The sequence below is a fragment of the Paraburkholderia unamae genome (genome assembly GCF_003096875.1).
Taxonomy (GTDB): Bacteria; Pseudomonadota; Gammaproteobacteria; order Burkholderiales; family Burkholderiaceae; genus Paraburkholderia; species Paraburkholderia unamae.
Map to the genome: position 1 here is coordinate 127,596 of NZ_QEOB01000022.1, position 25,310 is coordinate 152,905.

Here is a 25,310-nt window from a genome sequence, read left to right on the forward strand (position 1 = left end):
GAGACGACCATGGCTTCCCAGAAGCATCCTTATACCGCTGCCGGAGAGCAGCTTTCCCTCGCGGAAGATGCGCTGATGCGCGGGAAAATGTCCCGCCGCGACTTCATGCGCTTTGCCGCGGCTGCGGGCATGTCGGCGGTCTCGGCGGTGAGTTTCGCCAACGAAGCCGAAAAAGCGGTGAGCACCCAACAGCGCAACGTCAAGAATCTGAAGGCCCGCTACGACTATGTCGTCGTGGGGGCGGGCTCGTCGGGTTGTGTCGTGGCTTCGCGCCTTTCGGAGAATCCGCATGTGAGCGTTCTCTTGGTGGAAGAGGGCGGCTGGAACGAAGAAAAAAGCGTGCTGGACCCGAGTTTGTGGCCCACCAACATCGGCACGCCTCGCAGTTTCGTCTACGAGTACGCCGACGCGGCCCACTGCAATGGGCGCACGATACCGCTGCCGATGGGGCGCGGAATTGGCGGTGGCAGCGCGATCAACGTGATGGTCTGGGCGCGCGGCCACAAGGCGAACTATGACGAGTGGGCCGGGATCACGGGCGACGCCGCGTGGAATTACGATTCGGTTTTGTCGATTTATCGCCGTATCGAAGACTGGCAAGGCGCACCTTCGCCGTGGCGCGGCAAGGGCGGCGAAATCTTCGTCGAGCGGTTGCGCGACCCGAATCCGGTGGCGCCAGCGCTCGTCGCGGCGGCGGCAAAGGCCGGCATTCCCGCTTCGGACGACCTGAACGGAAAGACGATGGAAGAGGCCGGCGGGTGCGGGATTGCCCAGGCGCTCATCAAGGATGGGCGTCGTCATACCATCGCCGCGGCCTACCTGCATCCTGCCTTGCAGCGCCCGAACCTCACGGTGCTCACGGGCGCGACGGTCGTGAAACTGGAACTGGCCGGCGACGAGGCGAAAGCGATCCGGCTCGTGTATGAAGGCCGGGAAAAACGTATTGAAAGCGGCAAGGAAATCGTTCTTTCCGCCGGCACGGTGGGCACGCCGAAAATCCTGATGCTCTCCGGCATTGGCAATGCCAGCGATCTCGCGGCGCTTGACATCAAGGCCACCGTGAATTCGCCGAATGTCGGCCGGAATTTGCGCGACCACATTCTGCTCGGTGGCTGCGTTTGGGAATACAAGAAGGTGACGCCGCCAAAAAACAATCTGGCGGAGTGTACGTTCTTCACCAAAAGCGACGACCGCCTGAAGGCGCCCGACCTCCAGCCGTTTCAGATCGAAGTGCCGTTCGTCACCGACACGAACGCAAAGCGCTTCGACGTGCCAAAGAATGCGTGGACGCTCTCGCCGGGTCTCGTGCAGCCCAAAAGCCGCGGGCAGGTCACGCTCGTATCGAACGATTACCGCAAGATGGCGAAGGTCGATCCGAATTATCTGGCTGAGCCGGAAGACCTGGCCGCACTGGTCCGTTGTGTCGATTTGTGCCGTGAAATCGGCAACTCGGCCGAAATGTCGGAATACGTGAAGCGCGAAGTCATGCCCGGCGCGCTGACCGGCGCCGCGATGCAGGACTTCGTGCGCAACGCCACGGGCACCTACTTTCATCTTGTCGGCAGCTGCGCGATGGGCAGCGATCAAGCCAGCGTTGTCGACTCGAAGCTGCGGGTGAGAGGCGTGCGCGGGCTGCGCATTGCGGACGCTTCGGTCATGCCCAACCTCACAACGGGCAACACGATGGCGCCGAGCGTGATCATTGGCGAACGCCTTGTCCAGATCGTCAATGCCGGTTAGCCAAGGATGAGTGGATCGTAAGTGCAGGAAGGGATGAAGCTATCCCTTCGAAAAATAAAGTTAGTATAACTATATGGTTGGAGACAAAAAATGGGCGAAGTCAGGAAGGTCGTGAGCATGAGTCTTCTTGCGACCGGGTTTCTTCTTGCGAACGAAGTGCACGCGCAAAGCAGCGTCACGCTTTATGGCATTGCCGATACGGCTTTGCTGTACACGAGCAAGTCGCTGAATCCGCAAACCGGAGCCAATGCGGGCTCGCAGTATTCGCTGCTCAATAGCGGAAGCTATCCGAGTTTGTTCGGTCTTTCCGGAACCGAAGATCTGGGCGGAGGATTCCAGACGAAATTCAAACTGGAAAGCGGGATCGACCTCACCAACGGCGGCTTTGGCAATTCCAACGGCAATCTGTTCGGGCGGCAGGCCTGGGTGTCGCTGGCGAGCCCTTATGGGGAACTGAAGGCCGGGGTGCAGTTCTCGCCGCTCTTCAACGCAGGCTACGCCACCGACGCGCGCGGCTATTCGATGTTCGGCAGCGGGCTCGTCACGTATATCGACAATGTGCTCGGCACCAGCATTTTCAATTCGAACGCGATCTCGTACACGAGCCCGAACTTGTGGGGCCTTCAGGGCAGCGTGATGCTCGCAATGGGCGGTCAGGCGGGCGACTTCCAGGCGGGGCGACAGTACGGCGCCAGCCTGATTTACCAGAATGGCTCGCTGACGGCCGCCGCCGCCTTCTATGACGGCAATGCAGGGGGAACCGTGTCGACCGTTCCTCCCACCAACGTGGCCTTTATTGGGCGCCTGTTGGGGATTTCCTACCACTTCGGCTCACTCACGACCTCGGCCTCCGTGGTCAATTACAAGGTAGCCGGATCGTTCAATAATTACGTCGTGAGTGGCGGCATGCAGTATTTCGTCTTACCGCAGCTTATTGTTGACGGCGGCGTTTACTGGACGAGTGATCGCAACGAGACGACGAACCATTCCATTCTCGCCGCTGTCGGCGCGCAGTATCTCCTGTCGAAGCGCAGCGCCGTATATACGCAAGTGGGCTTCGTCAACAATCACGGCAAGATGAACACGGGGCTTGCCGTGAATAACGCGCTTTACGGCGTTACCGGGAATACGGTAGGCGTGACGATCGGCCTTCGCCACATGTTCTGATAAGGGGCGAAGTCCATGGTATTCGAACAAGAATCTCGCCGCCGGATCGATGCGGGCGAAGTCGTCGGTGTGCGCGAACGGCCGGGCATTCATGCCTGGCGCGGCATTCCCTTCGCGCAGCCGCCGGTCGGCCCGCTACGCTGGAAGGCCCCGAGAGCGCCGCTGCCATGGCAAGGGACCTTCGAGGCGGGCTCGCATGGCGCCATGCCGCCGCAATACGCCGATCTGCTGGCTGGCATCAAGGAGACCCAATCGCGTGGCCAGATCGTTGGCGACGAAGATTGCCTGACGCTGAACGTGTTCGCGCCGGCCATGGCGGGCGACGAAGCGCGCGAGCGGCGCCTGCCGGTGATGGTCTGGATCTATGGTGGAGGCATGGCGGTCGGTAGTTCCGCGCCATACGATTGCGCGCGCAACTACGCCATTCACGATAATGCGGTTGTCGTGACGTTCAACTACCGGCTGGGCGTGCTGGGCTGGTTTCGTCATCCGGCCTTGTTCGACGAATCATCGAGCGGCGAAGACAGATCGGGGAACTTCGGCACGCTGGATGTGATTGCCGCGCTTCGCTGGGTACAGCGCAATATCGCCGTGTTTGGCGGCGATCCGGATTGCGTGACGATATTCGGAGAATCCGCCGGCGGGTTGCAGGTTTTGAACATGCTTGCGTCGCCGCTCGCCGCCGGTCTCTTTCATCGCGCCATTGCGCAGTCGCCCGCCATGCTGGACGCTACGCCCGAGGCGGCGACTCACTGGACCGACGACCCCGAGCCGGGCGATGCCAACAGCTCATGGGAGGTGACGGCTCGCCTCTTGATCGCCGCAGGTCAAGCAAAGGACCGCGCGGGCGCGAAGAAGCGCATCGAGGAGATGGGCGGCGAGGGGCTGCGAGCGTTTCTCCTTGAGCGCACAGCTCGCCAGTTGCTGGAGGTTTGCACGCCGGGGAGCGCGGGCATTTACCTCGGGCCGCGGCCAATACGCGACGGACAGGTGCTCCCCAAGGCGAAGGTCGTCGACATGCTGCGCACGGGTTGCTGGAATCGCGTGCCGCTCATCGTTGGCGCGAATCGCGACGAATACAAGACCTTCATGGCCACGGCGCCTGAACATGCCAGGATGTTCTGTGGCGTGCCCGTGCTGCGCAAGCGTTCGGCCTACCTCAAGGAAGCGCACTACATGTCGCGTGCCTGGAGGATTCAAGGGGTGGACGAGGTCGCGGACGCCGTCCTGGCGGGTGGGCACGCCGATGTCTGGACGTATCGCTTCGATTGGGATGAGTATCCGAGAATTCCGGTGATACGGCCCGATCTGATGCTCGGCGCGAATCACGGGCTGGAGATCGCGTTTGCGATGCGTGATTCGGTTGGAGAGTTCGATTTGTTCCGCAGTGCAACGAAGGGCAATCGCGCGGGACGGGAGCGTGTGGCCGAGGCGATGGGCGACTTCTGGGCACGGTTCTCAGCGATTGGCGAACCCGGTCGAGCCGGCGACAGTGGCCCGGTATGGTCGCGACGCGACGCAGGATGCGAGGCGCAGTCAATGGTGTTTGATAGTCCATCGGATGGCGGCATGCGGATGGAGTCAACGCATGACAGTTTCGATAGACTCAAGTCCGACCTCTTTCGCGATTCCGGCATCAGGAGTGGGCGATTTCGTTGCCAGATCTATGGTCGTCTATTCATGTGGAGTCCCATATTTAAGGGGCGCGGAGGGCGTGAAGAGTATAGGCGGTGGTGTACCGAGTTCGGCTGCACAGAGTCCGCGGAGCGTTTTCGGCCGGCGCGCGAGATCTGAATATCAGGAAGAGGTGTGTGCGCGTGCTGCCTGGGCGCCCGGTCAAGGTGAGGACATGGGCACCGACTTGAAGCAACCCGCCACAGCGACAACAAGTCTTCGACGCGATGATCGCCGCATCACGAGGAGATTCGCCTGAACTGCGCGGGCAGTTCAGCCAGCTCTTTCATGACGGTACGCCACCAGTGGCAATGCCACGCGCGGATTGATGAGGTCAGCGCGGGGATCGATATCGGAAAATCCATCGGTTACGACGAGCCCGGGTAGTGTGACGACTGACCGGTAGCGCGGATACGAAGTCCGTCACGTTGATCAATAGTGCTGCGACCGTGCAATTCGGCAACGGTAACGTGGTGACGATCGGCGGCGTTGGTTCCGGCGAGTCGCTCACGTACATCGATGCGTTGGGTAATCAAACATCGGTAACATTGTTGGATTCAGACTTGACGCACGCAGCGGGCAATCTCCACCCGGTGGCGGTGGTGCCGTACGGAACGATTGTCAACATGAACAATGCCATCTTTAACGTCGCGTCGGCCGCAATGCTTACAATGACGGGTACGTCTAACCGTGCGATTCTGAGTGGGGGTGGCCAACAGATCCTCATTCGACGGAAACGCTGTTACCATTTCCAACGTTACCGCAGCGGCGGACGGTAGTTTGATGGCGCAGAGCTCCTTGAATCAGATGGTTTCCGCCATGGCCGCCTACGCGGGGGCGTCGGGTGCAGGCGTTTCAACGGCGCCTCTGGCACAGACCGCTACACAGCCGACGTTGTTTGCCTCGTCATACCACTAATGCGTGCATTATCGTGAACTACGGATAGAGACATAGGTCACGATAGAGAATGAACGCGAAGTATGCTGCGCGCTTTCGCGAGTTTCAGGTTTGCAAAGGTGTTTCATGCATATGAGCCTGATGGCAGGAACGGGGGGAATTTGCCAGCACAACAAGCTGGCGCCCGATCCCCGGTTCCAGGAACCGCGCAGCATCCGGCACGACACGACAGCCATGGAATTCAGCTACCGTCGACGTGCTGTCGCTGTCAAAGCAAAGCAATCGATATGCTGACGGAAGAAAGCAATTCTCTGGCTCTTGAATCGGCGCTTCGCGGTGCGTTGGAGGCGAATCCATTTGACGCACAGGCGCATCATGAACTCGGAAATTTTCTGCGCAGCCGTGGCCGCATGGTTGAAGCCGAGTCCTCATTGCGTCAGGCGTTCAAACTCGCGCCACGATCGGAAGACGCCCTCGTAAGCCTCATCAACGTGATTACAGCCGATGGCCGCCTTGATGAAGCGGTCAGCGTGCTTCAGCGCGCGTTAGCCGAACACGGTGACGACTATCGGGCGTACATGCTGCTTGGCGGCTTGCTCGGTTTCCTCGAACGTATTGACGAAGCACAGGTCGCGTTCGGTCGAGCTTTGCGCATCAAGCCGGAGTCCGTTGAAGCGCACCTGGGACTAAGCGATGTCCTGCTGGCAGTGGGCGCAGTGGAAGAAGGCGTTCAAATGCTGCGGCTGGCGAAGACGTTGGCGCCGTATGACGCAGCAGTCCATCAAAGTCTGATTGTCGCACTGTGTCTTTGCGCGGAAGACCCTGGCATCATTCTGAAAGAGTGTCTGGCGTTTGCGTCCCTGCACGAAGCGCCGTTGATCACGCATGCCGTGCCTCATCGCAATGAGCACTCGCCAGGACGGCGATTGAGGCTGGGCTATGTATCGCCCGACTTCAGAGGGCACGCACTTGCGCAGTTCCTCATGCCCGTTCTTGTCCATCGCGATCGCGCGGCATTCGAAGTCGTATGCTACTCCGTGGTCACGACGCCTGACGAAACCACGCGGCAAATGATGAAGCTCGTCGACGTGTGGCGCGATGTCCGCCATCTGCCAGACGCTCAACTGGCCGACATGATCCGCGAAGATGAAATCGACATCCTCATCGACTTGAACCTTCATTTGAAGGGTAGCCGTCTCCTCGCATTCGCCTGTCGCCCGGCGCCGATCCAGATGCAGTGGCTCGGATATATGGGAACGACGGGATTGCAATCGATCCAGTATCGATTGACGGACCCCTTTCTCGACTTACCCGACGCGACCTGCACGCTCGATTGCTACAGCGAGACGCTTGTCCGTCTCCCGCAGACATTTGCCTGCTTCGATCCTCGTCTGGGCCTGGGAAAGACGATTCCGACCATTGGGCCTTTACCGGCTAGAAAGAACGGCTACATTACCTTTGGATGCCTGGCAACGCCCCGCAAGCTAACCGATCACACGCTAACGCTATGGGCGCGTGTGCTTGCCGCCATTCCCTCGGCGCGACTCATTCTGTTCGCCCCCACGGGCTGGCGTGAGCCGTTGAAACGTCGTATCGCTTTGCATGGCATTGACGTTTCGCGTATCGAGTTCGTCGAGCGTCAGGCAAGATCCGCCTATCTTTCTACATACAATCGTATCGATATCGGACTCGAAACCTATCCCTACCATGGCTATACGACAAGTCTCGATGCGGCATGGATGGGCGTGCCGACACCCACGCGCGTGGGGGGCGGGACTTGTTCCAGGGCGGGACGCAGTATTCTCGGGAATCTCGGGCTGGGCGAGCTGATTGCGCAGGACGACACGCAGTATGTGCAGATCGTTACGCGGCTGGCGGGTGATCTCGAACGTCTTGCGAATCTGCGTGCAAACCTGCGTCGCACGGTCGAAAGGTCGCCTCTTGTCGATGGCGTGCGGTTTACGCGGCATCTGGAGAATGCCTTGCGCGAGCTGTGGCGGAAGTGGTGCGCGTCGCAAGTCGCGTGCTGAATGGCATCGGTCAGCGAGCAATCAACTGGCTGCCGGTATCGAGGGATAGGGGCGCTCACTTCGCGTTACGTATCCTGCTGGAAGCACTGAACCGAGTGCGCCAGCGTGCTTGGGGAGGGCGGGTGAAAGCGGTAGGATTCCAACGCTTTACGTTGTAATATCGACGGATTCCATACCCGCATGCCTCCATGACCGACGTCGCCCCCGACGAAGTGCGCCTGAACGCCGAGATCGAGCGCCTCAAGGCCGAATTTCCCAAGACGCGCGAGCTTTACCGCGAAGTGTGCGCGCTGATGTTCTTCCGCTTCGGCATCACCCCCACGGCCAACCGGCTCTATCAACTCGTGCGGCGCGGCAGCATGAGCACCCCCACCGCCGTGCTTTCGGAGTTCTGGGCCGACCTGCGCGAGAAAAGCCGCGTGCGCATCGAGCACGCCGATCTGCCCGAGGAACTGCAAGGCGCGGCGGGCGAACTCGTGGCCGCGCTCTGGACGCGCGCGGCCGCGGCGGCCCAGGCCTCGCTCGAAGCGCTGCGCCTCGAAGTGGAGGAGGTGCGGCGCGCGGCCGAGGCGGCGGTGGCCGCCACGCGCGGCGATCTCGAACGCACCGAGGCCGCGCTCGAACAGCGCACGGCCGCGCTGCTCACGGCGCAGGTGCGTATACAGGAGCTGGAGCAGACGCAGGCCGCGGCCGTCGCCACGCGCGGCGCGCTTGAAGGCGAACTGGAACGCGCCCGCGAGGCGAGCCGCGAACGCGATGCCGCGCTGACCCAGGCGCGCGCCGACTTCGCCGCCGAACTCGACAAGCTGCGAGCAGGCGCCGAACTCGCGCAAACGCGTCTGGAAGCGGCGGAAAAACGCGCGCTGCTGGAGATCGAACGGGAGCGCACGGCCAACGTGCGCTTGCAGCGCGACGCCGAGGCGGCCGCACAGCGCGCGACGCGCACCGAGGAAAGCGCGCGCGCCGAGATCCAGTCCCTGCAAAAGCAGTTGGGCGACCTGCGCCATCAGGCGGGCCTGGCCGAAGGCCGGCTCGACGCATTGCGCGCGAGCCATGATGCGCAGGCGCGCGAACTGGAAGCGGCGCGGGAAAAGGGCGCGGGCACGGCCGCACCGGGGGCGCGGCGAACCCCACGGCGTGCAGGGCGTCCTGGCGCCGATGCCGCCAAGCCATTGCGCGCGGCGCGCAAAACCGCGCAGAAGGCTTGATGGCTTGATGGCGGCGCGTCAATTCATTCGATATCCTGAGTAACTCGCGCGCATCACTCGTCACTCATCGCGCACGCGTACCGGCAGCCGGGTTTTATATTCCACGCGGCGCAGCGCGACTGAGGTGTGAATGTCGCGCACGCCTTCAATCTTCGTGAGCCGCGTCATCACGAATCGCTCGATGCCCGCGATATCGCTCGCCACCACGCGCAACATGTAGTCGAACGCGCCCGTCATCAAATAGCACTCCATGACCTCTTCGCAGTTCGAGATCGCGCGCTCGAACGCGGCGAGGCGCGTCTCGTTCTTCTTCTCGATCGCCACCGACACATAGGCATTGACGGGAAAGCCCGCCTTCTCCTGGTCGAGCAGCGTCACGTACTGCGTGATGACCCCCCGTTCCTCCAGCATGCGGATGCGCCGGTAGAACGGCGAGAGCGAAAGCCCGAGGGATTCCGCGAGGTCGGCGGACTTCACATGCGCGTCGCTTTGCAGGGCGCGCAGGATGGCGACATCCACGCGGTCGAATTTCATTGGCAAACCTTACCGGGAAAGGGAGGAATTGGGGCGAATGTGGCTAATCTGGGGCGGTAGCGTGGCTCAGTTTGGCACGAATCGCCGCTATTGGCTATCTAGAATCCGCTAGTACCCACAAGTCGAATAGCGGAGACAACACCATGAACATGCGAGCCGTCGAGGCCGGGCGCCAGATCGACACGGACTATCGACTCGAAGACCGCTACTTGCGCGAAGACGGCGCGGTCTTTCTCACCGGCACCCAGGCGCTCGTGCGCATCCTCATCGAACAGGCGCGCGCGGACCGGCTGGCGGGCCTGCACACGGCGGGCCTCGTGTCCGGCTATCGCGGCTCGCCGCTCGGCGGCTTCGACCAGGAACTGTGGCGCCAGAAAGCGCTGCTCGCGGGCTTCGACGTGCGCTTCGAGCCCGGCCTGAACGAAGACTTGGGGGCGACCATGCTGTGGGGCGCGCAGCAACTCGACGCTTTTCCCGGCAAGCGCGTGGAAGGCGTGTTTTCGATGTGGTACGGCAAGGGGCCGGGCGTGGACCGCACCGGCGACGTGTTCCGCAACGCCAACATGCTCGGCACGGCGCGCCACGGCGGCGTGCTGGCCGTGGCCGGCGACGATCACGCGGCGCAGTCGTCGATGTTTCCGCATCAGACCGACCACGTGTTCGAAGGCGCGATGATGCCGATTCTCTTTCCGGCCTCGGTGGAGGAGTACATCGAGTTCGGTCTGGCGGGTTACGCGCTCTCGCGTTTCAGCGGCCTCTGGGTGGGCTTCAAGGCGATCACGGAAACGGTGGAGAGCGGCCGCTCCATGCGCGTGGCGCGCGGCGCGCCGCTGCGTTTGCCGGAAGACATCGAGATTCCCGCGCAGCGACGCTTCAACTATGACCCGCAACTGCGCTGGCCCGCCGAGCGCGCGGAACTGGAGCGCCGCGTGCTCGACGAGCGCCTGCCCGCCGCGCTCGCCTTCATGCGGGCGAATCCGCTCGACCGTGCGCTGCTGCGGCCCGCGCAGGCGCGCGTGGGCATCGTGACGGTCGGCAAGGCGCATGGCGACGTGCTCGCCGCATTCGACGCGCTGGGGCTCACGCCGGAGCGCCTCGCGCAACTCGGCATCGGCATTTACAAGGTCGGCATGATCTGGCCGCTCGAAACCGAAGGCGTCAAGACGTTCGCGCGCGGCATGCAGGCGCTGTTCGTGGTGGAGGAAAAGCGCTCGTTCGTCGAGCGGCAGATCAAGGAGGCGCTGTTCAACCTGCGCGCCGACGAGCGGCCCACCGTGCACGGCAAGACGCTGGGCGAGCGCGAGCCGCTTTTGCCCGCCGCGATGGAGTTCGCCCCCGAGCAACTGGCGCGCGCGCTGCAACGCTTCTTCGAACATACGGCCGTTGAACTGCCGCCTGTAGTTGCGACCGCAACGAGTGCGCGTGGGGCCACGCCGCGCGTGATCGCGCTCGCTTCGGCGCCGCAGGGCGAACCGCTCACGCGCAAGCCGTTCTTCTGCGCGGGCTGCCCGCACAACACGTCCACGCGCCTGCCGGACGGCTCGCACGCGGCAGCGGGCATCGGTTGCCACATCATGGCGCTCGGCGAGGCGGGCAATACGGCGACGTTCTGCCAGATGGGCGGCGAGGGCGTGCAGTGGGTCGGCATGTCGACGTTCACGGACATGCCGCATCTGTTCGTGAATCTCGGCGACGGCACCTACCAGCACTCGGGCAGCCTCGCGATTCGTCAGGCCGTGGCCGCGCGCGCGAACATCACCTACAAGATCCTCTTCAACGACGCGGTGGCGATGACCGGCGGCCAGCCCGCCGAGGGCGGCTTGACCGTGCATCGCGTGGTTGCGCAGGTGCAGGCGGAAGGCGTGAACGAAGTCGTGGTGGTGAGCGACCGCACTGAGCAGTACGTGAATGCGCACGCGTTGCCGCGCGGCGTGACGCTGCTGCACCGCGACGCGCTCGACGCCGTGCAGCGCCGCCTGCGCGAGCAGAAGGGCGTTTCGGTGATCGTCTACGACCAGACCTGCGCCGCCGAAAAGCGTCGCCGCCGCAAGCGCGGAAAGCTGATCGATCCGCCCACGCGCGTGGTCATCAATCCGGCCGTATGCGAAGGCTGCGGCGACTGTTCCGTGCAGTCGAACTGCATCGCCATCGAACCGCTGGAAACGGAGCTGGGGCGCAAGCGCGCCGTCAATCAATCGAGCTGCAACAAGGACACGTCGTGCGTGAAGGGCTTCTGCCCGAGCTTCGTGACCGTGGAGGGCATGGAGCCGAAGCGCCCGGACGCCGCGCGCATCCAGCGCATCGAGGCCGAACTGCGCGCCACGCTCGCGCCGCCCGAGAAGGTGGCGCAGGCGTTGGAGCAGCATCTGCGCATGGTCGTGACGGGCGTGGGCGGTACGGGCGTGGTGACGATCGGCGCGATTCTCGCGATGGCGGCGCACCTCGAAGGACGCGGAGCCTCGACGCTCGACTTCACGGGGCTCGCGCAGAAGAACGGCGCGGTCATCAGCCACGTGCAGATCGCGCAGAGCCGCGGGCTCGTCACGACCTCGCGCATCGGCGCGCAGGCGGCCAACGTCCTGCTCGGCTGCGACGCCGTGGTGGCCGCTTCGTCGGGCGCGCTCTCGCGCATCGCGTCGAGCGGCGCGCGCGCGATCGTCAACGAGCGCATCACCGCGACCGCCGACTTCGTGCGCAACGGCGACCTGCCCGTCAGCAAGGCTGTGCATCAGGCGGCAATCGAAAGCGCGATGGGCGCCGGGCGCGCGACCTTCTGGGACTGCACGGCGGCGGCCGAAGCCATTTTTGGCGACGCTATCGCCTCGAACATGATGATGGTGGGCTATGCGTACCAGTTGGGCCTCGTGCCGCTTGCCGAAGCCTCGATTCTTCGCGCGATCGAACTCAACGGCGCGGCCGTGAAGATGAACGAGCGCGCGTTCCTGTGGGGCCGGTTGATCGCGCAGGACACGCGTGCGCTGGAGCGCGTTGAGGGTGCGGCCGCCGACGAAAACGCGCCAGGCACATTCGATTTCACGCGTTTCGTGGCCGCGCGCGAGCGCGATCTCACGCAGTACCAGAACGCGGCCTATGCGGTGCGCTATCGCGCGCTCGTCGACGCCGTGGCGCAGGCCGAGCGCGGCGTGGCGGGCGCTCACGGCGCGCTCGCCGAAGCGGTGGCGCGCCATTACTTCAAGGTGCTCGCCTACAAGGACGAATACGAAGTCGCGCGCCTGCATACGGACGGCAGCTTTGGCGCGTATCTGCGCGGCCTCTTCGACGGCGCGGCGGACAAGAAGACCTTCCACATGGCGCCGCCGCTCCTCACGCGCCGCGACGCGCAAACCGGCCGCCGCAACAAGATCGCGCTGCGCGGCGCGTGGGCCGAACCGCTGCTGCGCGTGCTCAAGCACGGCAAGGCGCTGCGCGGCACGCCGCTCGATCCGTTCGGCAGGCAGCGCGACCGCGTGATCGAACGCGCCATGATTCGCGAATTCGAGGACGACGTGCGCCTCGTGCTCGGCAAGCTCACGCCGCAAACGCTCGCGGCCGCCGTCGGCCTGCTCGGCGTGCCAGGCGCGGTGCGCGGCTTCGGCATCGTGAAGGAACGCAACTACGAAAACTCGCGCGGCACGCGTGCGCGGTATCGCGCGGAACTGGCGGGCAACGCCGCCTGAATCGACAGATAATTCGGATAACTGATGGAGGAGAAAGACATGATCGTGCAGGACAAAACCTTTTTCGTGACGGGCGGTGGGTCGGGACTGGGCGCCGCGGTGGGGCGTCATCTGCTCGCCCGCGGCGCGAACGTCGTATTCGCCGATATCGACATGGCCCGTGCGCGCGACGAAGCCGCCGCTGGCGGCGAACGCGCGCTTGCCGTGCAGGTGGACGTGACCCAGGCCGGGAGCGTCGAAGCGGCGCTCGCGCAGGTTGTCGAGCGCTTTGGCGCGCTGCACGGCGTGGTCAATTGCGCGGGCATCGCGCCGGCGCAGCGCATTGTGGGCAAAGAGGGCGCGCACCCGCTCGACCTGTTCGCGAAGGTCGTGTCGGTCAACCTGATCGGCACCTTCAACGTGATGCGCCTCGCGGCCGTGGCGATGGCGAACAACCCGCCCGACGAGGGCGGCGAGCGCGGTGTGATCGTCAATACGGCGTCGGTCGCCGCCTACGACGGCCAGATCGGGCAGTCGGCCTATGCGGCCTCGAAGGGCGGGGTCGTCTCGCTCACGCTGCCGGCCGCGCGCGAACTCGCGCGCAATGCGATTCGCGTGGTGACGATCGCACCGGGCATCTTCGAAACGCCGATGTTGCTCGCCATGCCCGCCGAGGTGCAGCAAGCGCTGGGCGCGGGCGTGCCGTTCCCGCCGCGCCTTGGGCAGCCGGCGGAGTTCGCGGCGCTCGTCGAACATATCGTCGGCAATCGCTATCTGAATGGCGAGGTGATTCGCCTGGATGGCGCATTGCGCATGGCGCCGCGTTGAGGGGATGTTGATCAGGTATCGTAGAATCGGAAACACGGACTCACGATATTCGAAACGCACATGGCCAAGGACGTGACATTGCGGCAGTTCCGCTACTTCGTGGCGGCGGCGCAGAACGGGCAGTTTTCGATGGCGGCGACGGCCGAGCACGTCTCGCAGTCGGCGATCACCAATGCGGTGCTCGCGCTCGAAGAGGCGCTCGGCACGCGGCTGTTCGTGCGCCTGCCCCAGGGCGTGGAGTTGACGCCCGACGGACAGGACTTTCTGAATCACGCGCGCCATGTGCTGGAGTCGGTACGCGACGCGTTGCACAAGGCGCCGTTTCGCGCGCACAGCCTGCGCGGCACGGTGCGTATGGCGGCCTCATATACGCTGCTCGGGTATTTTCTGCCCGAATTGCTTGCGCGGTTTCGGGCGACTTACCCCGAGATTGAGATCGATTTGCACGACCTCGACCGGCCGGCCATCGAGGCGGCGGTGCTGGCGCAGAAAGTGGATCTGGGCGTGGCCCTGCTTTCGAACGTGGAGCGTCGCGCGCGTTTCGGCCACCACGTGCTGATGCGCTCGCGCCGGCAATTGTGGGCCGCGCCGACGCACCCGCTTGCGCAGTTGGGCGCCGTCACGCTGCGCGACATTGCGCGCTACCCGTATATCCAGCTAACGGTGGACGAGGGCGAAGCCTCGACGTTGCGCTACTGGAAGAAGCGGCGAGTGGAGCCGAATATCGCGTTTCGCACGAGTTCGATGGAGGCATTGCGCGGGCTCGTGGCGCATGGCTTTGGCGTGACGATTCTCTCGGATATGGTGTTCCGGCCGTGGTCGCTGGAGGGCAAGCGCATCGATGCCTGCGCGGTGGAGGATGCGATTCCGCAGATGGAGGCGGGCATGCTCTGGCATCCGGGTGCGGTGTTGAGCGATCCGGCGAGGGCGATGCAGCAGTTTTTGATTCATGCTTGCGGGAATTGAGCGAGGCTCTCGCAACGACTCTCGCACTGTCGCTCACCTCACGCTCCACCTTCCCACGCCCAAATCGAATTCCTTCGATATTCCCTGCGCGCCCGCCCATCTAACCTCAAGCCTTCACCGAACCGATTCGCGCTGGAGGCTGAAGATGGGTCCGCAAGGGCTGTTCGACACGTCGCATCTGATGAAACACGTCGATGCACTCGGTAAATCCATCGCGCACGGCGCTCACGCGCCACCCGTCGCGCGCCCGGAGCGCGTTGTGGTTGAGTTCATTCAACGCCAGAGCGCGCAATGCATCGATCTTGGCGTCGCGCTGGGGTGCGCCGCATTCGTAATGGGCGTCGTCACCGGCATGTATCTCCTTCTCGACAGAAGCTGAAACGCCCGCTGCCAATCGCCGTGGCAAGATACGCTTTCCCGCACCCCCGCCGGGTCACCACAAGGAAGCGTCATGTCGGCCGTATCGGCGTTCAAGCTCGTGCTCCTTTCGCTCGTCGCCATCATCGCGCTCGAGCTGCTCGCCAAACGCTTGCGCCTGCCGCCCGCGGCCGCGCTGCTGGTGGGCGGCGCGGCGCTGGCGTTCGCGCCCGGCCTGCCGCCGGTCGTGATCGATCCCGATCTCGTCCTCATCGTCTTCCTGCCGCCCTTGCTGATGGACGGCGCCTACTTCTTCGTCTGGTCCGACTTCAAGCGCCATCTCGCGCCCATTCTGCTGTTCGCCATCGGCGCGGTCGCGTTCACGACCTGGGCGGTCGGCGTGGTCGCGCACTGGGTCGTGCCCGCACTGCCTTGGGCCGCGTGCTTCGCGCTGGGCGCGGTGGTGTCGCCGCCCGATGCGGTCGCCGCCAAGGCGGTGCTGGAGCGCCTCGCGCTGCCGCGCCGCTTGATGGTCCTGCTCGAAGGCGAGAGTCTGCTCAACGACGCCGCCGGCCTCGTGCTGTTCCGCTTCGCCGTGGCGGCGGCGTTGACGGGCGCGTTCAGCGAGCCGAACGCGGTGCTCACTTTCGTCGGGCTCGCGCTGGGCGGCGTGGTGGTAGGCGCGGTGGTGGGCTACGTCGTGGTGTGGCTGCTGCGCCAGCTCGAAGACGAATATCTGATCATCACGGGGTCCGTCCTCGCCGGTTGGATCGCGTATATCGCGGGCGACATGCTGGGCGTTTCGAGCGTCATCGCCACCGTGGCCTGCGGCATGCAGCTAGGCTGGCATCAGCACGAAATCTTTTCGGCCACCGTGCGCAGCCGCGGCACGGCGTTCTGGCAGGTCATGGTCTTCGTGCTGGAAGCGCTGGTGTTCGTGCTGATCGGCCTGTCGCTGCGCGGCGTCATGCTGCGCCTGGGCGGCACGGGCAATGCCGTGGCCTTGCTCGGCCCCGCCGCGATGGCCGTGGTGCTTGCCGTGGTGCTGTCGCGTTGCGTGTGGACCTATGGCATCGAGTCGGTCCGCACCATGCTGCACTGGATGCTGCCGCGCCGCGTGAGCGCGCCGGATTTTCGCGGCGCGACGGTGGTGAGCTGGGCCGGCATGCGCGGCGTGGTCACGCTGGCCATCGCCTTGGCGCTGCCCGAGGCGATGCCGGGCCGCGATCTCATCCTGTTCGCCGCGTTTGCCGTGATTCTCTTCACGGTGTTGTTGCAAGGCACGACCATTGGACCGCTGATCCGGTTGATCAGGCCTGCCAACGATGCGCCGGACGAAGCGGCACACCTCAACGAGCCCCAGGCATGGGCGCGTCTCGAAGCGGCCCAGCTCGCGGCGATCACCCCGCTCGTGCACGGACCGGACGGCAGCGTGATCCATCCGCGCTTGCTGGAGCAGTACACCTATCGCGCCAACATGACGCGCACGTATGAAAACGCCGTGAGCTACCCGCTCGAAATGCGCAACGCGCATTACGACGTCGTACTGGCCGCGGTGGAAGCGGGCCGCGCGGAGCTATTGAAGCTGCACCGCGCCGGCCTCATTCACGACGAACTGTTGCGCGTGCTCGAACGCGACCTCGATCTGGAGGAGCTTTCGGCGCGGCACGGAAGGGGCTGAGTGTCGGCGCTCATTCCGCGAACAGATCGGGCCCGAAGACTTCGTAGTGAATCTTCGTCTCGTGTATGCCGAGATTCCTTAGCGCGTCGTGCTGCATGCGCATGAACGGAATCGGCCCGCAGAGGTAGTAATCGGCGTCGGGTTGCAGAATGACCGGCTTGATCTGGCCGATATCCACGAGTCCGGCGTGGTCGTAATCGCGTCCTTGCACGTCGCCGGGCAGCGGCTCGTTATAGAAAACCACGAGGTGGAAGCTGGAATTTGTGGAGGCGGTTTCGCGCAGCCGGTCGCGCATCGCGTGCACGCCGCTGTTGCGCGCGCCGTGCACGAACACGACCTTGCGTTTCGGGTCCTGAAGCGCTTTCTTGAGCATGCTGATCATCGGCGTGAGGCCCACGCCGCCGCTGATCAGCACGATGGGCGTGCTCGCCTTCACATCGATATGGAAGCTGCCATAAGGCGCGGCCAGCTTCACCTCGTCGCCCACGTTCACGTGGTCGTGCAGCAGGTTCGACACATAGCCCGCCGGTTGCAGGCCGCCGCTCTCGCGCTTCACCGAAATGCGGTAGCTGCGGCCATTGGGCATGTCGGACAGGCTGTACTGGCGAATCTGCTGCAAGCCGAGTGCGGGCACGTTCACGCCGATGCTGATGTACTGGCCCGGTTCGAAGTTCGCGACCGGGCCGCCATCGGCCGGTTCGAGCACGAACGAGGTGATGACACTGCTTTCGGGCCGCTTCTCGCGCACGACGAACTTGCGCCAGCCGGTCCAGCCGCCGAGCTTGTCGGCCGAACCTTCATACAGTTCGCTTTCCATGCCCATGAGCACGTCGGCGAGATTGCCGTAGGCGAGCGCCCACGCGGAGATGATGTCCTCCGTCGCCGCCTCGCCAAGCACGTCCTTGATCGCGCCCAGCAGATGTTCGCCAACGATCGGGTAGTGCTCGGGCAGCACGCCGAGGCTTGCGTGCTTGTTGGCAATGTTCTTGAGCACGGCCGAGAGGCTGGAGGGGTCTTCGATGTTTTCTGCATACGCATAGACGGCGCGCGCGAGCGCCTGCTGTTGCTGCCCCTGTTCCTGGTGCGCCATGTTGAAGACATTCTTCAGTTCAGGATGAGCCTCGAAGAGCCGCGTATAAAAGCGCTTGATGATGGCGTAACCGTGGTCCGCGAGCACGGGCGCGGTGGCCTTCACGATGTCCTTGGTTCGTTGCGTCAGCATTGCCGGTTCTCCTTTCGCGAGTGGGGAAGCGTGCGTACTCGTTCCAGTCTAGACAATGTCGGGGGCAATCGCAGGGGTGAGGCGTGCGGGGCGCGGGCGCTCTTTCCTGAGGCGCGCGTGAACGATCTTGTGATTCCAGATTTACTTAGCGGCGTCTTCTGCGGCCCGACGCAGAGCGGGCAACGCATCGAGCAGTGCGGGCAGCGCCGTCTGCACGGTGTCCCACACGACATCGAGGTTGATATCGAAGTAGCCGTGAGCAATGCGGTTACGCATGCCGCGCATGCTGCGCCATGGCACGGCATCGTGCGCCTGCGTGAAGTCGGCGTAGCCTTCCATCGCTCGGGTGGCAGCCTCGCCAATGATCACGAGGCTCATGATGACCGCTTGCTGGGTGCGTTTGTCGGCAAGGAAGTGTTCCTTGGGCATACCGTTGACGAAGTTGCACGCATCGGTGGCGGCCTGCTGCATGTGCCCGATGTAGTCAGGAAGCCGACTGCCGCTCATACCGGTTGCGCCTCCGCCAGCACTTTGTCGCGAAGCTTCGGTGGCAGATCCGCCGGGGTCAGTAAATCGACGTGGACGCCAAGCAGCGATTCGAGTTCGTCCTGGAGGCCGCCCAGATCGAACAGGGTTGCACCGGGCTGTGCGTCGACCAGCAGATCGAGGTCGCTGCCGTCCTGGTCGGTGCCGTGCAGGACCGATCCGAAAACGCGCGGGTTCGCCGCGTGGAAGCGAACGGTCGCTTCGCGCACAGCGTTGCGCTTCATCTCAAGTACGACGGACGGTCGCATGGGCCTTCCTTTGCGTTCAAAGCCGTTTCTACGGCTTCTGCGATTGACATAGGAGGATAGTAACCCAGGAAGCGATCTGCGCCGGGAGCGACGCCCGCCCGGCGCAGATCGCGATCCCCGGCTTGAGCGTGACGATGGAGTTGCAGGCAATCGGGTTTCAAGCAATGCGGATTCGATGGACATGAGCCTGCGCCTCACGCCGCCGCAAGCCCGCTCAATACCCCGCCACCCAGTGCCCCGGCTCCCACACCCACTCGTTACGTTCCCAGCGGTAGTGTCCCTTGACCCAGGTATAGCCCTGTTGGGGCGGCGCGGGCGGGACGGCTTCCACTCGCGGCGGCGGTTCCGGCGGACGCGCCGGGCGCGCGGGTTCGACGATGCACCCGCCAAGCAGCGTGGCGCCCGCGAGCAGGGTAACGGGGTATAGCTGTCTTGTCTTCACGATGAATATCCTCCACTGATTGAAGTTATTTCGTCATCCGAATTGATGCATGGCCTCTTCGCGCGCGTTTGTTCGTTGCTGGTTCGTGTCTCGTCCGGCTCACGCCCTTATCAAACCGCTGGCCGCATGTTGCGTACCCGCTTCGGCGAAGAGCGTCGCAGCCGTGCGCTGCGGATCGAGCCCCAGGCTTTCCGCCGCCGCGCCTGCGATCAGCGCGTCGAGCGAGGCCGTGGGTTTGAGGTCGCGCGCCTCGTACAGATCCGCGGCGCGCAGCCCCGGCCAATCGGCCTGAACGTGTCCGCCCGCCACCGCGCCGCCCACGAGCATCGCCACCGAAGCCTGGCCGTGGTCGGTGCCGCCGGTGCCGTTGGCCGCCGCCGTGCGGCCGAACTCCGTTGCGACGAGCACCGTGGTCTTGTCCCATGCCGGTCCCAAGCCGTCGCGTAGCGAGGCGAGCATCGTGTCGAGCGCCTTGAGCTGATTCGCGAGGCGCGCGTTCTGCGCGCTATGCGTGTCCCAGCCGCCGGTCTCGATCATCGCGATGCGGGGGCCGTCGGGGCGCGCGAGGAAACTCGCCGCGAGCTTGCCGAGGCTCGCCGGATCCTGGCGGGTGCTCGTGTCGCCCGCGAGCCCGCGTGCGCTCATCGCCGAGGCCCACAGCCCGCGCAACTGCGGGTCGCCTTCATAGAGCGCCGAGACGCGCGTGAGCAGATCGTCGGAGGCGCTGGGCAGGGCCGAGGGCGCGTACGAGCTCACCTGCGCCGCGCCGCGCAGCGCGAGCGGCACGGTGGGCGCGAGCGCGATGGCGTTTTCGCGGGTGGCCGGCAGCATGGCGACGAGCCGGTTGAGCCAGCCGTCCTTCACCTGGTACGGCGCGCGGCCGCCCGTTTCGAGCACGTTCTGCCCGTCGAAGTGCGAGCGGTCGCGATAGGGCGAGGCGATCGCGTGCACGAATAGCGCCTGGCCCGCGCGATACATCTGCGCCGTCTGCACGAGCGAGGGATGCAGCGCGAAGGTGCCGTCGAGCTTCGCGGTCTTGTCGATGTCGATGGCGAGCGGGCCGCGCAGCGTCGCATACGCGGGCTCCGCATAGGGCACGACGATGTTCAGGCCGTCGGCCGCGCCGCGCTGGATGACGAACACGAAGCGGCGTTCGGTCTCCACGCTGGCGAACACGATTTGCGGCGCGACGAGCATCGCGCCCGCGCCGGCGGCGGCAACGCGCAGAAAATGGCGGCGGGAAAGCATGCCGGTTACCTCCTCAGGAAATCGGGCGAAACGAGCAGCAATGCAATGGCCGTCGAGGCGCTTTCGGCGTGCGCGACGGCTGTGGCCGTGGGCGCGCCGAGCGCGGGGCCCATGAGCGTGCTGCCGAGCGTGCGCGCATCGAGCCGGTCGCCCACGCGCGCCGCGAAGCGCTGCGCGACTTCCACGCGGCGCACGAGCGCGTCGGGCGCGGCCCAACTCGCGGCGATATCGTCATAACCGGCGGGCGAGCCCGGCCGCCATACCGGCTGACCTAGTTGCGTGAGCAACGGTGCGGCGTTGATGTCGCCCGGCTCGCGCCAACCGAGGCCCCGCATCGACGAAACGGTCCATTCCCACGGCGTCTTGAACTTCGCATCGACGGGCGCCCATGACTGCGGCGCTTCCACCATCGCGCGATAGACCGTGGGCAGATCGCCGCCGCTTTGCTCGAAGGCGCGCGCGAGGCGCTCCGTGAGATCGGGCGGCGGGTTGTCGGTAACGAAGTGGCGTGCGAGCTGGAATGCGATATGGCGGCTCGTGGCGTTCGCTTGCGCGAGGTCGTGCAGGATGGCGAGCGCCTGCTGTTCGCCGGGCTCGTCGTAGCGCTTGCCCATCACCGTGCGCGTGCCGGGTTCGTGCAGCGCGGGGCGAAACACGAACGCGCCGGGCGCCGCATTGCCCGGCTGCGGGCCGCGCACCCCGGCCACGCTCCAGCCGGTGAGGGCGCGCGCGAACTCGGTCACGTCGTCCTGCGTGTAGCCCGTGCGTACGCCGAGCGTGTGCAGCTCCATGATCTCGCGCGCGAGGTTCTCGTTGAGGCCGCGCCTGTGCGCCGGGTCGCGCTGATCGGCGCGCAGCGCGGCGCGGCTTTGCGGGCCGACCGAGCGTGTCTGGTCGAGAAAGAGCTGCATGGCCGGATGCTGCTCCACGGCGACCAGCATGTCCGCGAAGTTGCCGAGCACATGCGGGCGGATCGCTTCCATTTCGAACGCGCCCGCCATGCCCGCGATCAGCGCTTTGTCGACCGATACGGCGAAGTGATTCGACCAGAAGTGCACGAGGCGTTCGACGAAGGGCGTTTCGGTCTGCAAGGCGCTCGCGAGCCGCGCGTTGACCGCGCTGCGGTAGATGCCGACGCTCTCGCGGCGGATCGCCTGGTTGACGGCTTGGCGTGCGACTTGCTGCGCATTTTCGGCGGCGGTGCCGCTCGCATTCGTTGCCGCGGCGCTCGCGGCTTCGCTCGTCATGCCCTGCTGGCGTTCCTCGCCAAAGCGCGCGGCGAGCGCCATCGCGCCCGGCTCGTTGCGCCATGCGGCGGGCAGCGGCTCGTACGCGGCGAACTGGTCGAGCAGCCAGCCTCGCGCATCGGCGGGTGGCGTTTCGTCGGCGCGCGTGCCCAGGCCGAAGCGGTTCATGGCGATCGCGCCGGCACGGGCGGTCGTCGGGCTTTCCATGCGCGCTCCTCGTGGCGTGGTGTATTTCCGTTAAACGTTCGGTGCGCGCGTGATCCGTCGCTCATCCACGAAATTTTTTCGATGCACGCTCAATGCACGCCGCTCGCCTCGTTCACGGTCTTTTGCTGTTGCGGCGGCAGGCGCCACTGGCCGCGTTTTTCGAGCCCTTCGACGAACGTCACGCGTTCCGCGGGCGTGAGCGTGGCGGCGAAGTCGACCACGCCGCTTTCCACCTGGGCGCGCAGCGCAGTGTCGGCGGTGCGCGTGCGCGCGAGCGCGGCGTCGATGGCGGCGCGGTCGAGTTGCGGCGCGGCGAGCAGTTCGAGCAGGTCGCGGCGGCCGTCACGCCCTTCACGCGCGAACTGGCGCCCTTCGCGCCGCGAGGACTTGAGCGCCTCGACAAACTGCTGCTGCCGCTCCGGTGACAGCGCCTCAGTGGCGAATCGCAAGGCCACGTGCTGTGCGGGCTGCGCCTGCGGCTCGCCGTGGGCGGCGAACCAGCGCCACGCGCCGCCCGCGATCGCGCCGAGCAGAAAGACGTTGAGCAGCACCGAGCCGACGAGGAGCGGCTTCCATGAGCGGCCGTTCATTCTTCGCTCCAGTCGGTGGCTGCGGTGTTCGAATCGGCGTTCCAGTCGGCGCTGGACCCGCCGAAGCTCGTGCCTAGGTAGCTGCTCTCGTGCGGCGCGCTCGCCGCGCCGCCAAGGAGCAGCAGCGACATGACGAGCGCGCCTGCGAGCGCCCCGGCGAGACCCGCGCCCGCGAAGGCCGCGCCGGACCACCAGAAGCCGCGGCGTTTCGCGGCTTGCTTGCGACCCGGTGCGTGCGCAACGATCTGCTCGACCAGCGCGCGCGCGGGTGGGGCGATCATGTCGCGAGCGAGCCAGTCGTCGAGTTCCAGGGCTTCGTCAAGCGCCGCGTCGGCTTCGGCGCGATGCGCGCGCGCCCATTCGAGCGCGTCGGCGCGCTCGTGCCGCGGCCAGCGCTGCGGGTCTGCGCCGTAGGCTTCGACGAGTGTGTGAAAACGTTCGGGTGTCATACGGAGTCCTTACCGGCTACGCCGCCGGCCAGTTGTGCGCGCAGGGTGCGCCGGGCGCGCGCCAGCAGGCTTTCGAGCGCATCGACCGAGATGCCCATCAGGCCGGCCGCTTCGAGGTTCGAAAGCTCTTGATAGTAGGTGAGCACGAGCGCTTCGCGCTGGCGCACCGGCAACGCGGCGAGCGCCGCGCGCACGCGTTGGTCGCGCGCACGCGCTTCGAGTTGCTGCTCGGGCGCGGCGGCGGAATCGGGGATCGGCTCGGCCACTGCGCGCAGGTCGTCGCCGGTTTCTTCGCGGCGTCCGCGCAAGCGGTCGTAGCAGAGATTGAGCGCCACGCGGTGCAGCCAGGTATCGAATTTCGCTTCGCCCGTGCGCCAGAGCGGCGCCTGCTTCCAGATGCGCACGAAGGCCTCCTGCGCCACGTCCTCGGCTTCGCTGCGGTCTCCCAGCATGCGGGTGGCGAGCGCGAGCAGGCGCGGCAGCTTGCTCGCGACGAGCGCGCGCACGGCGAGCGGGTCGCGCGAGCCCACACGCGCGACCAGGTCGGCGTCGGGGTCGGCGTCGGGTTCGCGTTCGTCGGGGGCGTTCAAGGCGCGGCGCACCGGTGTGTCCACAGCCAGGCCATCATGGTCGTCCTTCGGTTCGACGTCGGGCATGCACGCCTCACGCCCGATTTCAAGCCCAATGGCCCTGCACCCAGCGCCAGTTCGGGCCGTGGTCCACCCAGTGCCCCGGCACCCAGCGATAACCCACGCGCACCGTTTGCCAGTGGCCCGGCGCCCACACATACGCGCCGCGCTCCCAGCGCCAGTGACCGGGGTCCCAGGCGTAGCCCGCGCGCGGCGGCGGCACGGTTTCCACGCGCGGTGCAGGCGGCGCGTGCGGCGCAGTGATCACGGTTTGTGCGAACGCCGCCGAGGCGGTGACGCTGAGCAGGGCGGCAACGAGCAGCGAGCGCAGCGAATGACGAATCATGATGTCTCTCCCTTGATGCGGAAAGGGGGCTGGCGGCCCCCATAAAGACTTCAACGGCGCGGTGGCGAAAATCCGTCGCTATTTTGTGTATTCGTTGCGCAAGCAGGTCATGTGCGAACGCCTGTCATACAGTTAAATGCAATTGAAGGCTGGTTGCCTGACAACTGCAAGTTCCGAACCCGAATGCGTGCGATAAGGGTTTCCACTTAATTTCACGTCCATAAAATTGTTAAATTTCTGTCTTAGAATGGTCACTCTAAATCGACTGCGGCGATGCAGCAAAAGTTTTCAAACATGAGACTCAGCCGCGAGTCGGGCCTTCGGGGGTTGGCGCTTTCTTTAGTATGACTAATCAAGGAGCATATCTGATGTCCGTAACCGCACCCGAACAATTCCGCGCAAACTATCAGGCCGGCGTCACGGCGTTCTTCGCGCTCACGAAGCCCATGCTGGACAGCATGCAGGCCGTGGTCGACCTCAATGTGCAGGCCGGCCGGGCCGCCATGGCCGAAAGCGAAGCGACGCTCAAGGGTGCTCTGCAAAGCAGCAATCCGGTGGAGTTCTTCACGCAGCAACTCGGTGCGTCGCAGCAGGCCGCCGCGAAGGCCGCCTCCTATAGCCGCCATCTGTTCGACATCGCTTCGCATGCCCACAACGAATGGATGCAGGCGGCGCAGGCCCATTCCGGCGAGCACGAGCAGCGCTTCAAGGCGTTCTCCGAAGGCCTCACGCAGCACGCACCCGCAGGGTCGGGAGCTTTCATCGCGGCCATGAACTCGACGTTCGCCGCCGTCAACAACGCCGCCGAGACCATGCGCGGCGTGACCCGCCAGGCCATCGAAACGGCCCAGAGCAATCTTCAGAACGTTGCGGCTTCGGTCCCCGAAGTCGCGCAACCGGCCGCCGCCAAGGCAGCCGGTACGGCCAAGGCCTGATTTCGCGTTCCTGCCAGACCGCGGCACCGCGCCGCTTTCGTCGCTCCATCGTGATCGTGGGGCGGCGAGGGCGCCGTGCTGTCCGGATCAGCTTTAAAGACTTCGATATTCCAGCGTAATTGCAGAGCAGGAGCTCAACATGACTGACATTGTGATCGTTTCGGCCGCACGTACGGCGGTAGGCAAATTCGGCGGCTCGCTTGCGAAGGTGGCGGCGCCCGATCTTGGCGCCATCGTGATCAAGGCGGCGCTGGAGCGCGCGGGTGTTGCGCCCGAGCACGTGAGCGACGTGATCATGGGTCAGGTGCTCACGGCTGCCTCGGGCCAGAACGTGGCGCGCCAGGCGTCGATCAAGGCGGGCCTGCCCGCGGCCGTGCCCGCCATGACGATCAACAAGGTGTGCGGCTCGGGTCTCAAGGCGGTGATGCTGGCCGCGAACGCGATCATCGCCGGCGACTCGGAC

At 65.1% G+C, this 25,310-nt stretch carries 24 protein-coding genes; 13 read left to right on the forward strand and 11 right to left on the reverse strand.

The features are described 5' to 3' along the window. The first annotated feature begins 9 nt into the window (after positions 1-9). From C7402_RS35645 to C7402_RS35665, 6 genes are all read left to right on the forward strand, one after another. The gene (locus C7402_RS35645) at positions 10-1,740 is read left to right on the forward strand and encodes a GMC family oxidoreductase (protein WP_116613909.1); all 1,731 of its coding nucleotides are present in this window, start codon (positions 10-12) and stop codon (positions 1,738-1,740) included. Between the two features lie 90 nt (positions 1,741-1,830). Further along, complete coding sequence (locus tag C7402_RS35650) at positions 1,831-2,907, forward strand: porin (protein ID WP_112178155.1); 1,077 nt, start codon at positions 1,831-1,833, stop codon at positions 2,905-2,907. 15 nt (positions 2,908-2,922) lie between these two features. Further along, positions 2,923-4,701 carry a carboxylesterase/lipase family protein gene (locus tag C7402_RS35655; protein ID WP_116613910.1) on the forward strand — a complete coding sequence of 593 codons (1,779 nt, stop codon included), beginning with the start codon at positions 2,923-2,925 and terminating at the stop codon, positions 4,699-4,701. Positions 4,702-5,009: 308 nt separating this feature from the next. Continuing rightward, on the forward strand, positions 5,010-5,360 hold the full coding sequence (locus tag C7402_RS46540; protein WP_133254615.1) for a hypothetical protein: 351 nt from the start codon (positions 5,010-5,012) through the stop codon (positions 5,358-5,360). 405 nt (positions 5,361-5,765) lie between these two features. Continuing rightward, on the forward strand, positions 5,766-7,508 hold the full coding sequence (locus C7402_RS35660) for an O-linked N-acetylglucosamine transferase, SPINDLY family protein (RefSeq protein ID WP_165842072.1): 1,743 nt from the start codon (positions 5,766-5,768) through the stop codon (positions 7,506-7,508). A 188-nt stretch (positions 7,509-7,696) separates the two neighbouring features. Then, positions 7,697-8,716 (forward strand): DNA-binding protein, encoded by a 1,020-nt coding sequence (locus C7402_RS35665; protein ID WP_116613912.1) that lies wholly within the window; start codon positions 7,697-7,699, stop codon positions 8,714-8,716. Between the two features lie 60 nt (positions 8,717-8,776). Here C7402_RS35665 and C7402_RS35670 read toward each other — a convergent pair whose 3' ends face one another. Next, positions 8,777-9,250, reverse strand: coding sequence for an Lrp/AsnC family transcriptional regulator (locus C7402_RS35670; RefSeq protein WP_112178150.1), 474 nt, complete (start codon positions 9,248-9,250; stop codon positions 8,777-8,779). 143 nt (positions 9,251-9,393) lie between these two features. On the opposite strand from C7402_RS35670, the gene C7402_RS35675 reads away from it, so the two are divergent. From C7402_RS35675 to C7402_RS35695, 5 genes are all read left to right on the forward strand, one after another. Further along, positions 9,394-12,927: an indolepyruvate ferredoxin oxidoreductase family protein gene (locus C7402_RS35675; protein ID WP_244315010.1), complete on the forward strand. Its 3,534-nt coding sequence runs from the start codon at positions 9,394-9,396 to the stop codon at positions 12,925-12,927. Between the two features lie 39 nt (positions 12,928-12,966). Beyond that, positions 12,967-13,734 (forward strand): SDR family NAD(P)-dependent oxidoreductase, encoded by a 768-nt coding sequence (locus tag C7402_RS35680; RefSeq protein ID WP_112178149.1) that lies wholly within the window; start codon positions 12,967-12,969, stop codon positions 13,732-13,734. A gap of 60 nt (positions 13,735-13,794) precedes the next feature. Beyond that, positions 13,795-14,700 carry a LysR family transcriptional regulator gene (locus tag C7402_RS35685; RefSeq protein WP_116613913.1) on the forward strand — a complete coding sequence of 302 codons (906 nt, stop codon included), beginning with the start codon at positions 13,795-13,797 and terminating at the stop codon, positions 14,698-14,700. 181 nt (positions 14,701-14,881) lie between these two features. Further along, the gene (locus C7402_RS35690; protein WP_208949058.1) at positions 14,882-15,079 is read left to right on the forward strand and encodes a hypothetical protein; all 198 of its coding nucleotides are present in this window, start codon (positions 14,882-14,884) and stop codon (positions 15,077-15,079) included. 72 nt (positions 15,080-15,151) lie between these two features. Further along, on the forward strand, positions 15,152-16,738 hold the full coding sequence (locus tag C7402_RS35695) for a Na+/H+ antiporter (protein ID WP_116613914.1): 1,587 nt from the start codon (positions 15,152-15,154) through the stop codon (positions 16,736-16,738). Between the two features lie 10 nt (positions 16,739-16,748). Here the strand turns inward: C7402_RS35695 and hmpA are convergent, their stop codons facing one another. From hmpA to C7402_RS35745, 10 genes are all read right to left on the reverse strand, one after another. Beyond that, complete coding sequence (hmpA, locus tag C7402_RS35700; protein ID WP_116613915.1) at positions 16,749-17,960, reverse strand: NO-inducible flavohemoprotein; 1,212 nt, start codon at positions 17,958-17,960, stop codon at positions 16,749-16,751. Between the two features lie 141 nt (positions 17,961-18,101). Continuing rightward, the gene (locus C7402_RS35705; RefSeq protein ID WP_116613916.1) at positions 18,102-18,467 is read right to left on the reverse strand and encodes a HepT-like ribonuclease domain-containing protein; all 366 of its coding nucleotides are present in this window, start codon (positions 18,465-18,467) and stop codon (positions 18,102-18,104) included. Next, positions 18,464-18,754, reverse strand: a complete 291-nt coding sequence (locus C7402_RS35710) for a nucleotidyltransferase family protein (protein ID WP_116613917.1) — start codon at positions 18,752-18,754, stop codon at positions 18,464-18,466. Before C7402_RS35710 ends, C7402_RS35705 begins: the two co-directional genes overlap by 4 nt. Before the next feature lie 214 nt (positions 18,755-18,968). Next, entirely contained in the window at positions 18,969-19,196 is a 228-nt protein-coding gene (locus C7402_RS35715) for a YXWGXW repeat-containing protein (RefSeq protein ID WP_244315011.1), read from the reverse strand. Between the two features lie 99 nt (positions 19,197-19,295). Then, the gene (locus tag C7402_RS35720; RefSeq protein WP_116613919.1) at positions 19,296-20,444 is read right to left on the reverse strand and encodes a DUF1501 domain-containing protein; all 1,149 of its coding nucleotides are present in this window, start codon (positions 20,442-20,444) and stop codon (positions 19,296-19,298) included. 5 nt (positions 20,445-20,449) lie between these two features. Next, positions 20,450-21,898, reverse strand: coding sequence for a DUF1800 domain-containing protein (locus C7402_RS35725; RefSeq protein WP_116613920.1), 1,449 nt, complete (start codon positions 21,896-21,898; stop codon positions 20,450-20,452). A gap of 89 nt (positions 21,899-21,987) precedes the next feature. Then, entirely contained in the window at positions 21,988-22,488 is a 501-nt protein-coding gene (locus C7402_RS35730) for a periplasmic heavy metal sensor (protein WP_112178142.1), read from the reverse strand. After that, the gene (locus C7402_RS35735; protein ID WP_116613921.1) at positions 22,485-22,937 is read right to left on the reverse strand and encodes a hypothetical protein; all 453 of its coding nucleotides are present in this window, start codon (positions 22,935-22,937) and stop codon (positions 22,485-22,487) included. Before C7402_RS35735 ends, C7402_RS35730 begins: the two co-directional genes overlap by 4 nt. Continuing rightward, positions 22,934-23,593, reverse strand: a complete 660-nt coding sequence (locus C7402_RS35740; protein WP_116613922.1) for an RNA polymerase sigma factor — start codon at positions 23,591-23,593, stop codon at positions 22,934-22,936. Before C7402_RS35740 ends, C7402_RS35735 begins: the two co-directional genes overlap by 4 nt. Positions 23,594-23,612: 19 nt before the next feature. Continuing rightward, the gene (locus C7402_RS35745) at positions 23,613-23,912 is read right to left on the reverse strand and encodes a YXWGXW repeat-containing protein (RefSeq protein WP_116613923.1); all 300 of its coding nucleotides are present in this window, start codon (positions 23,910-23,912) and stop codon (positions 23,613-23,615) included. 368 nt (positions 23,913-24,280) lie between these two features. Here C7402_RS35745 and phaP point away from each other — a divergent pair, with 368 nt between their 5' ends. Together phaP and C7402_RS35755 are read left to right on the forward strand one after the other, a co-directional pair. Beyond that, complete coding sequence (gene phaP / locus C7402_RS35750) at positions 24,281-24,847, forward strand: TIGR01841 family phasin (RefSeq protein ID WP_165842073.1); 567 nt, start codon at positions 24,281-24,283, stop codon at positions 24,845-24,847. Positions 24,848-24,986: 139 nt separating this feature from the next. Then, a partial coding sequence (locus C7402_RS35755) for an acetyl-CoA C-acetyltransferase (protein ID WP_482811992.1) occupies positions 24,987-25,310 on the forward strand: 324 nt, incomplete at its 3' end.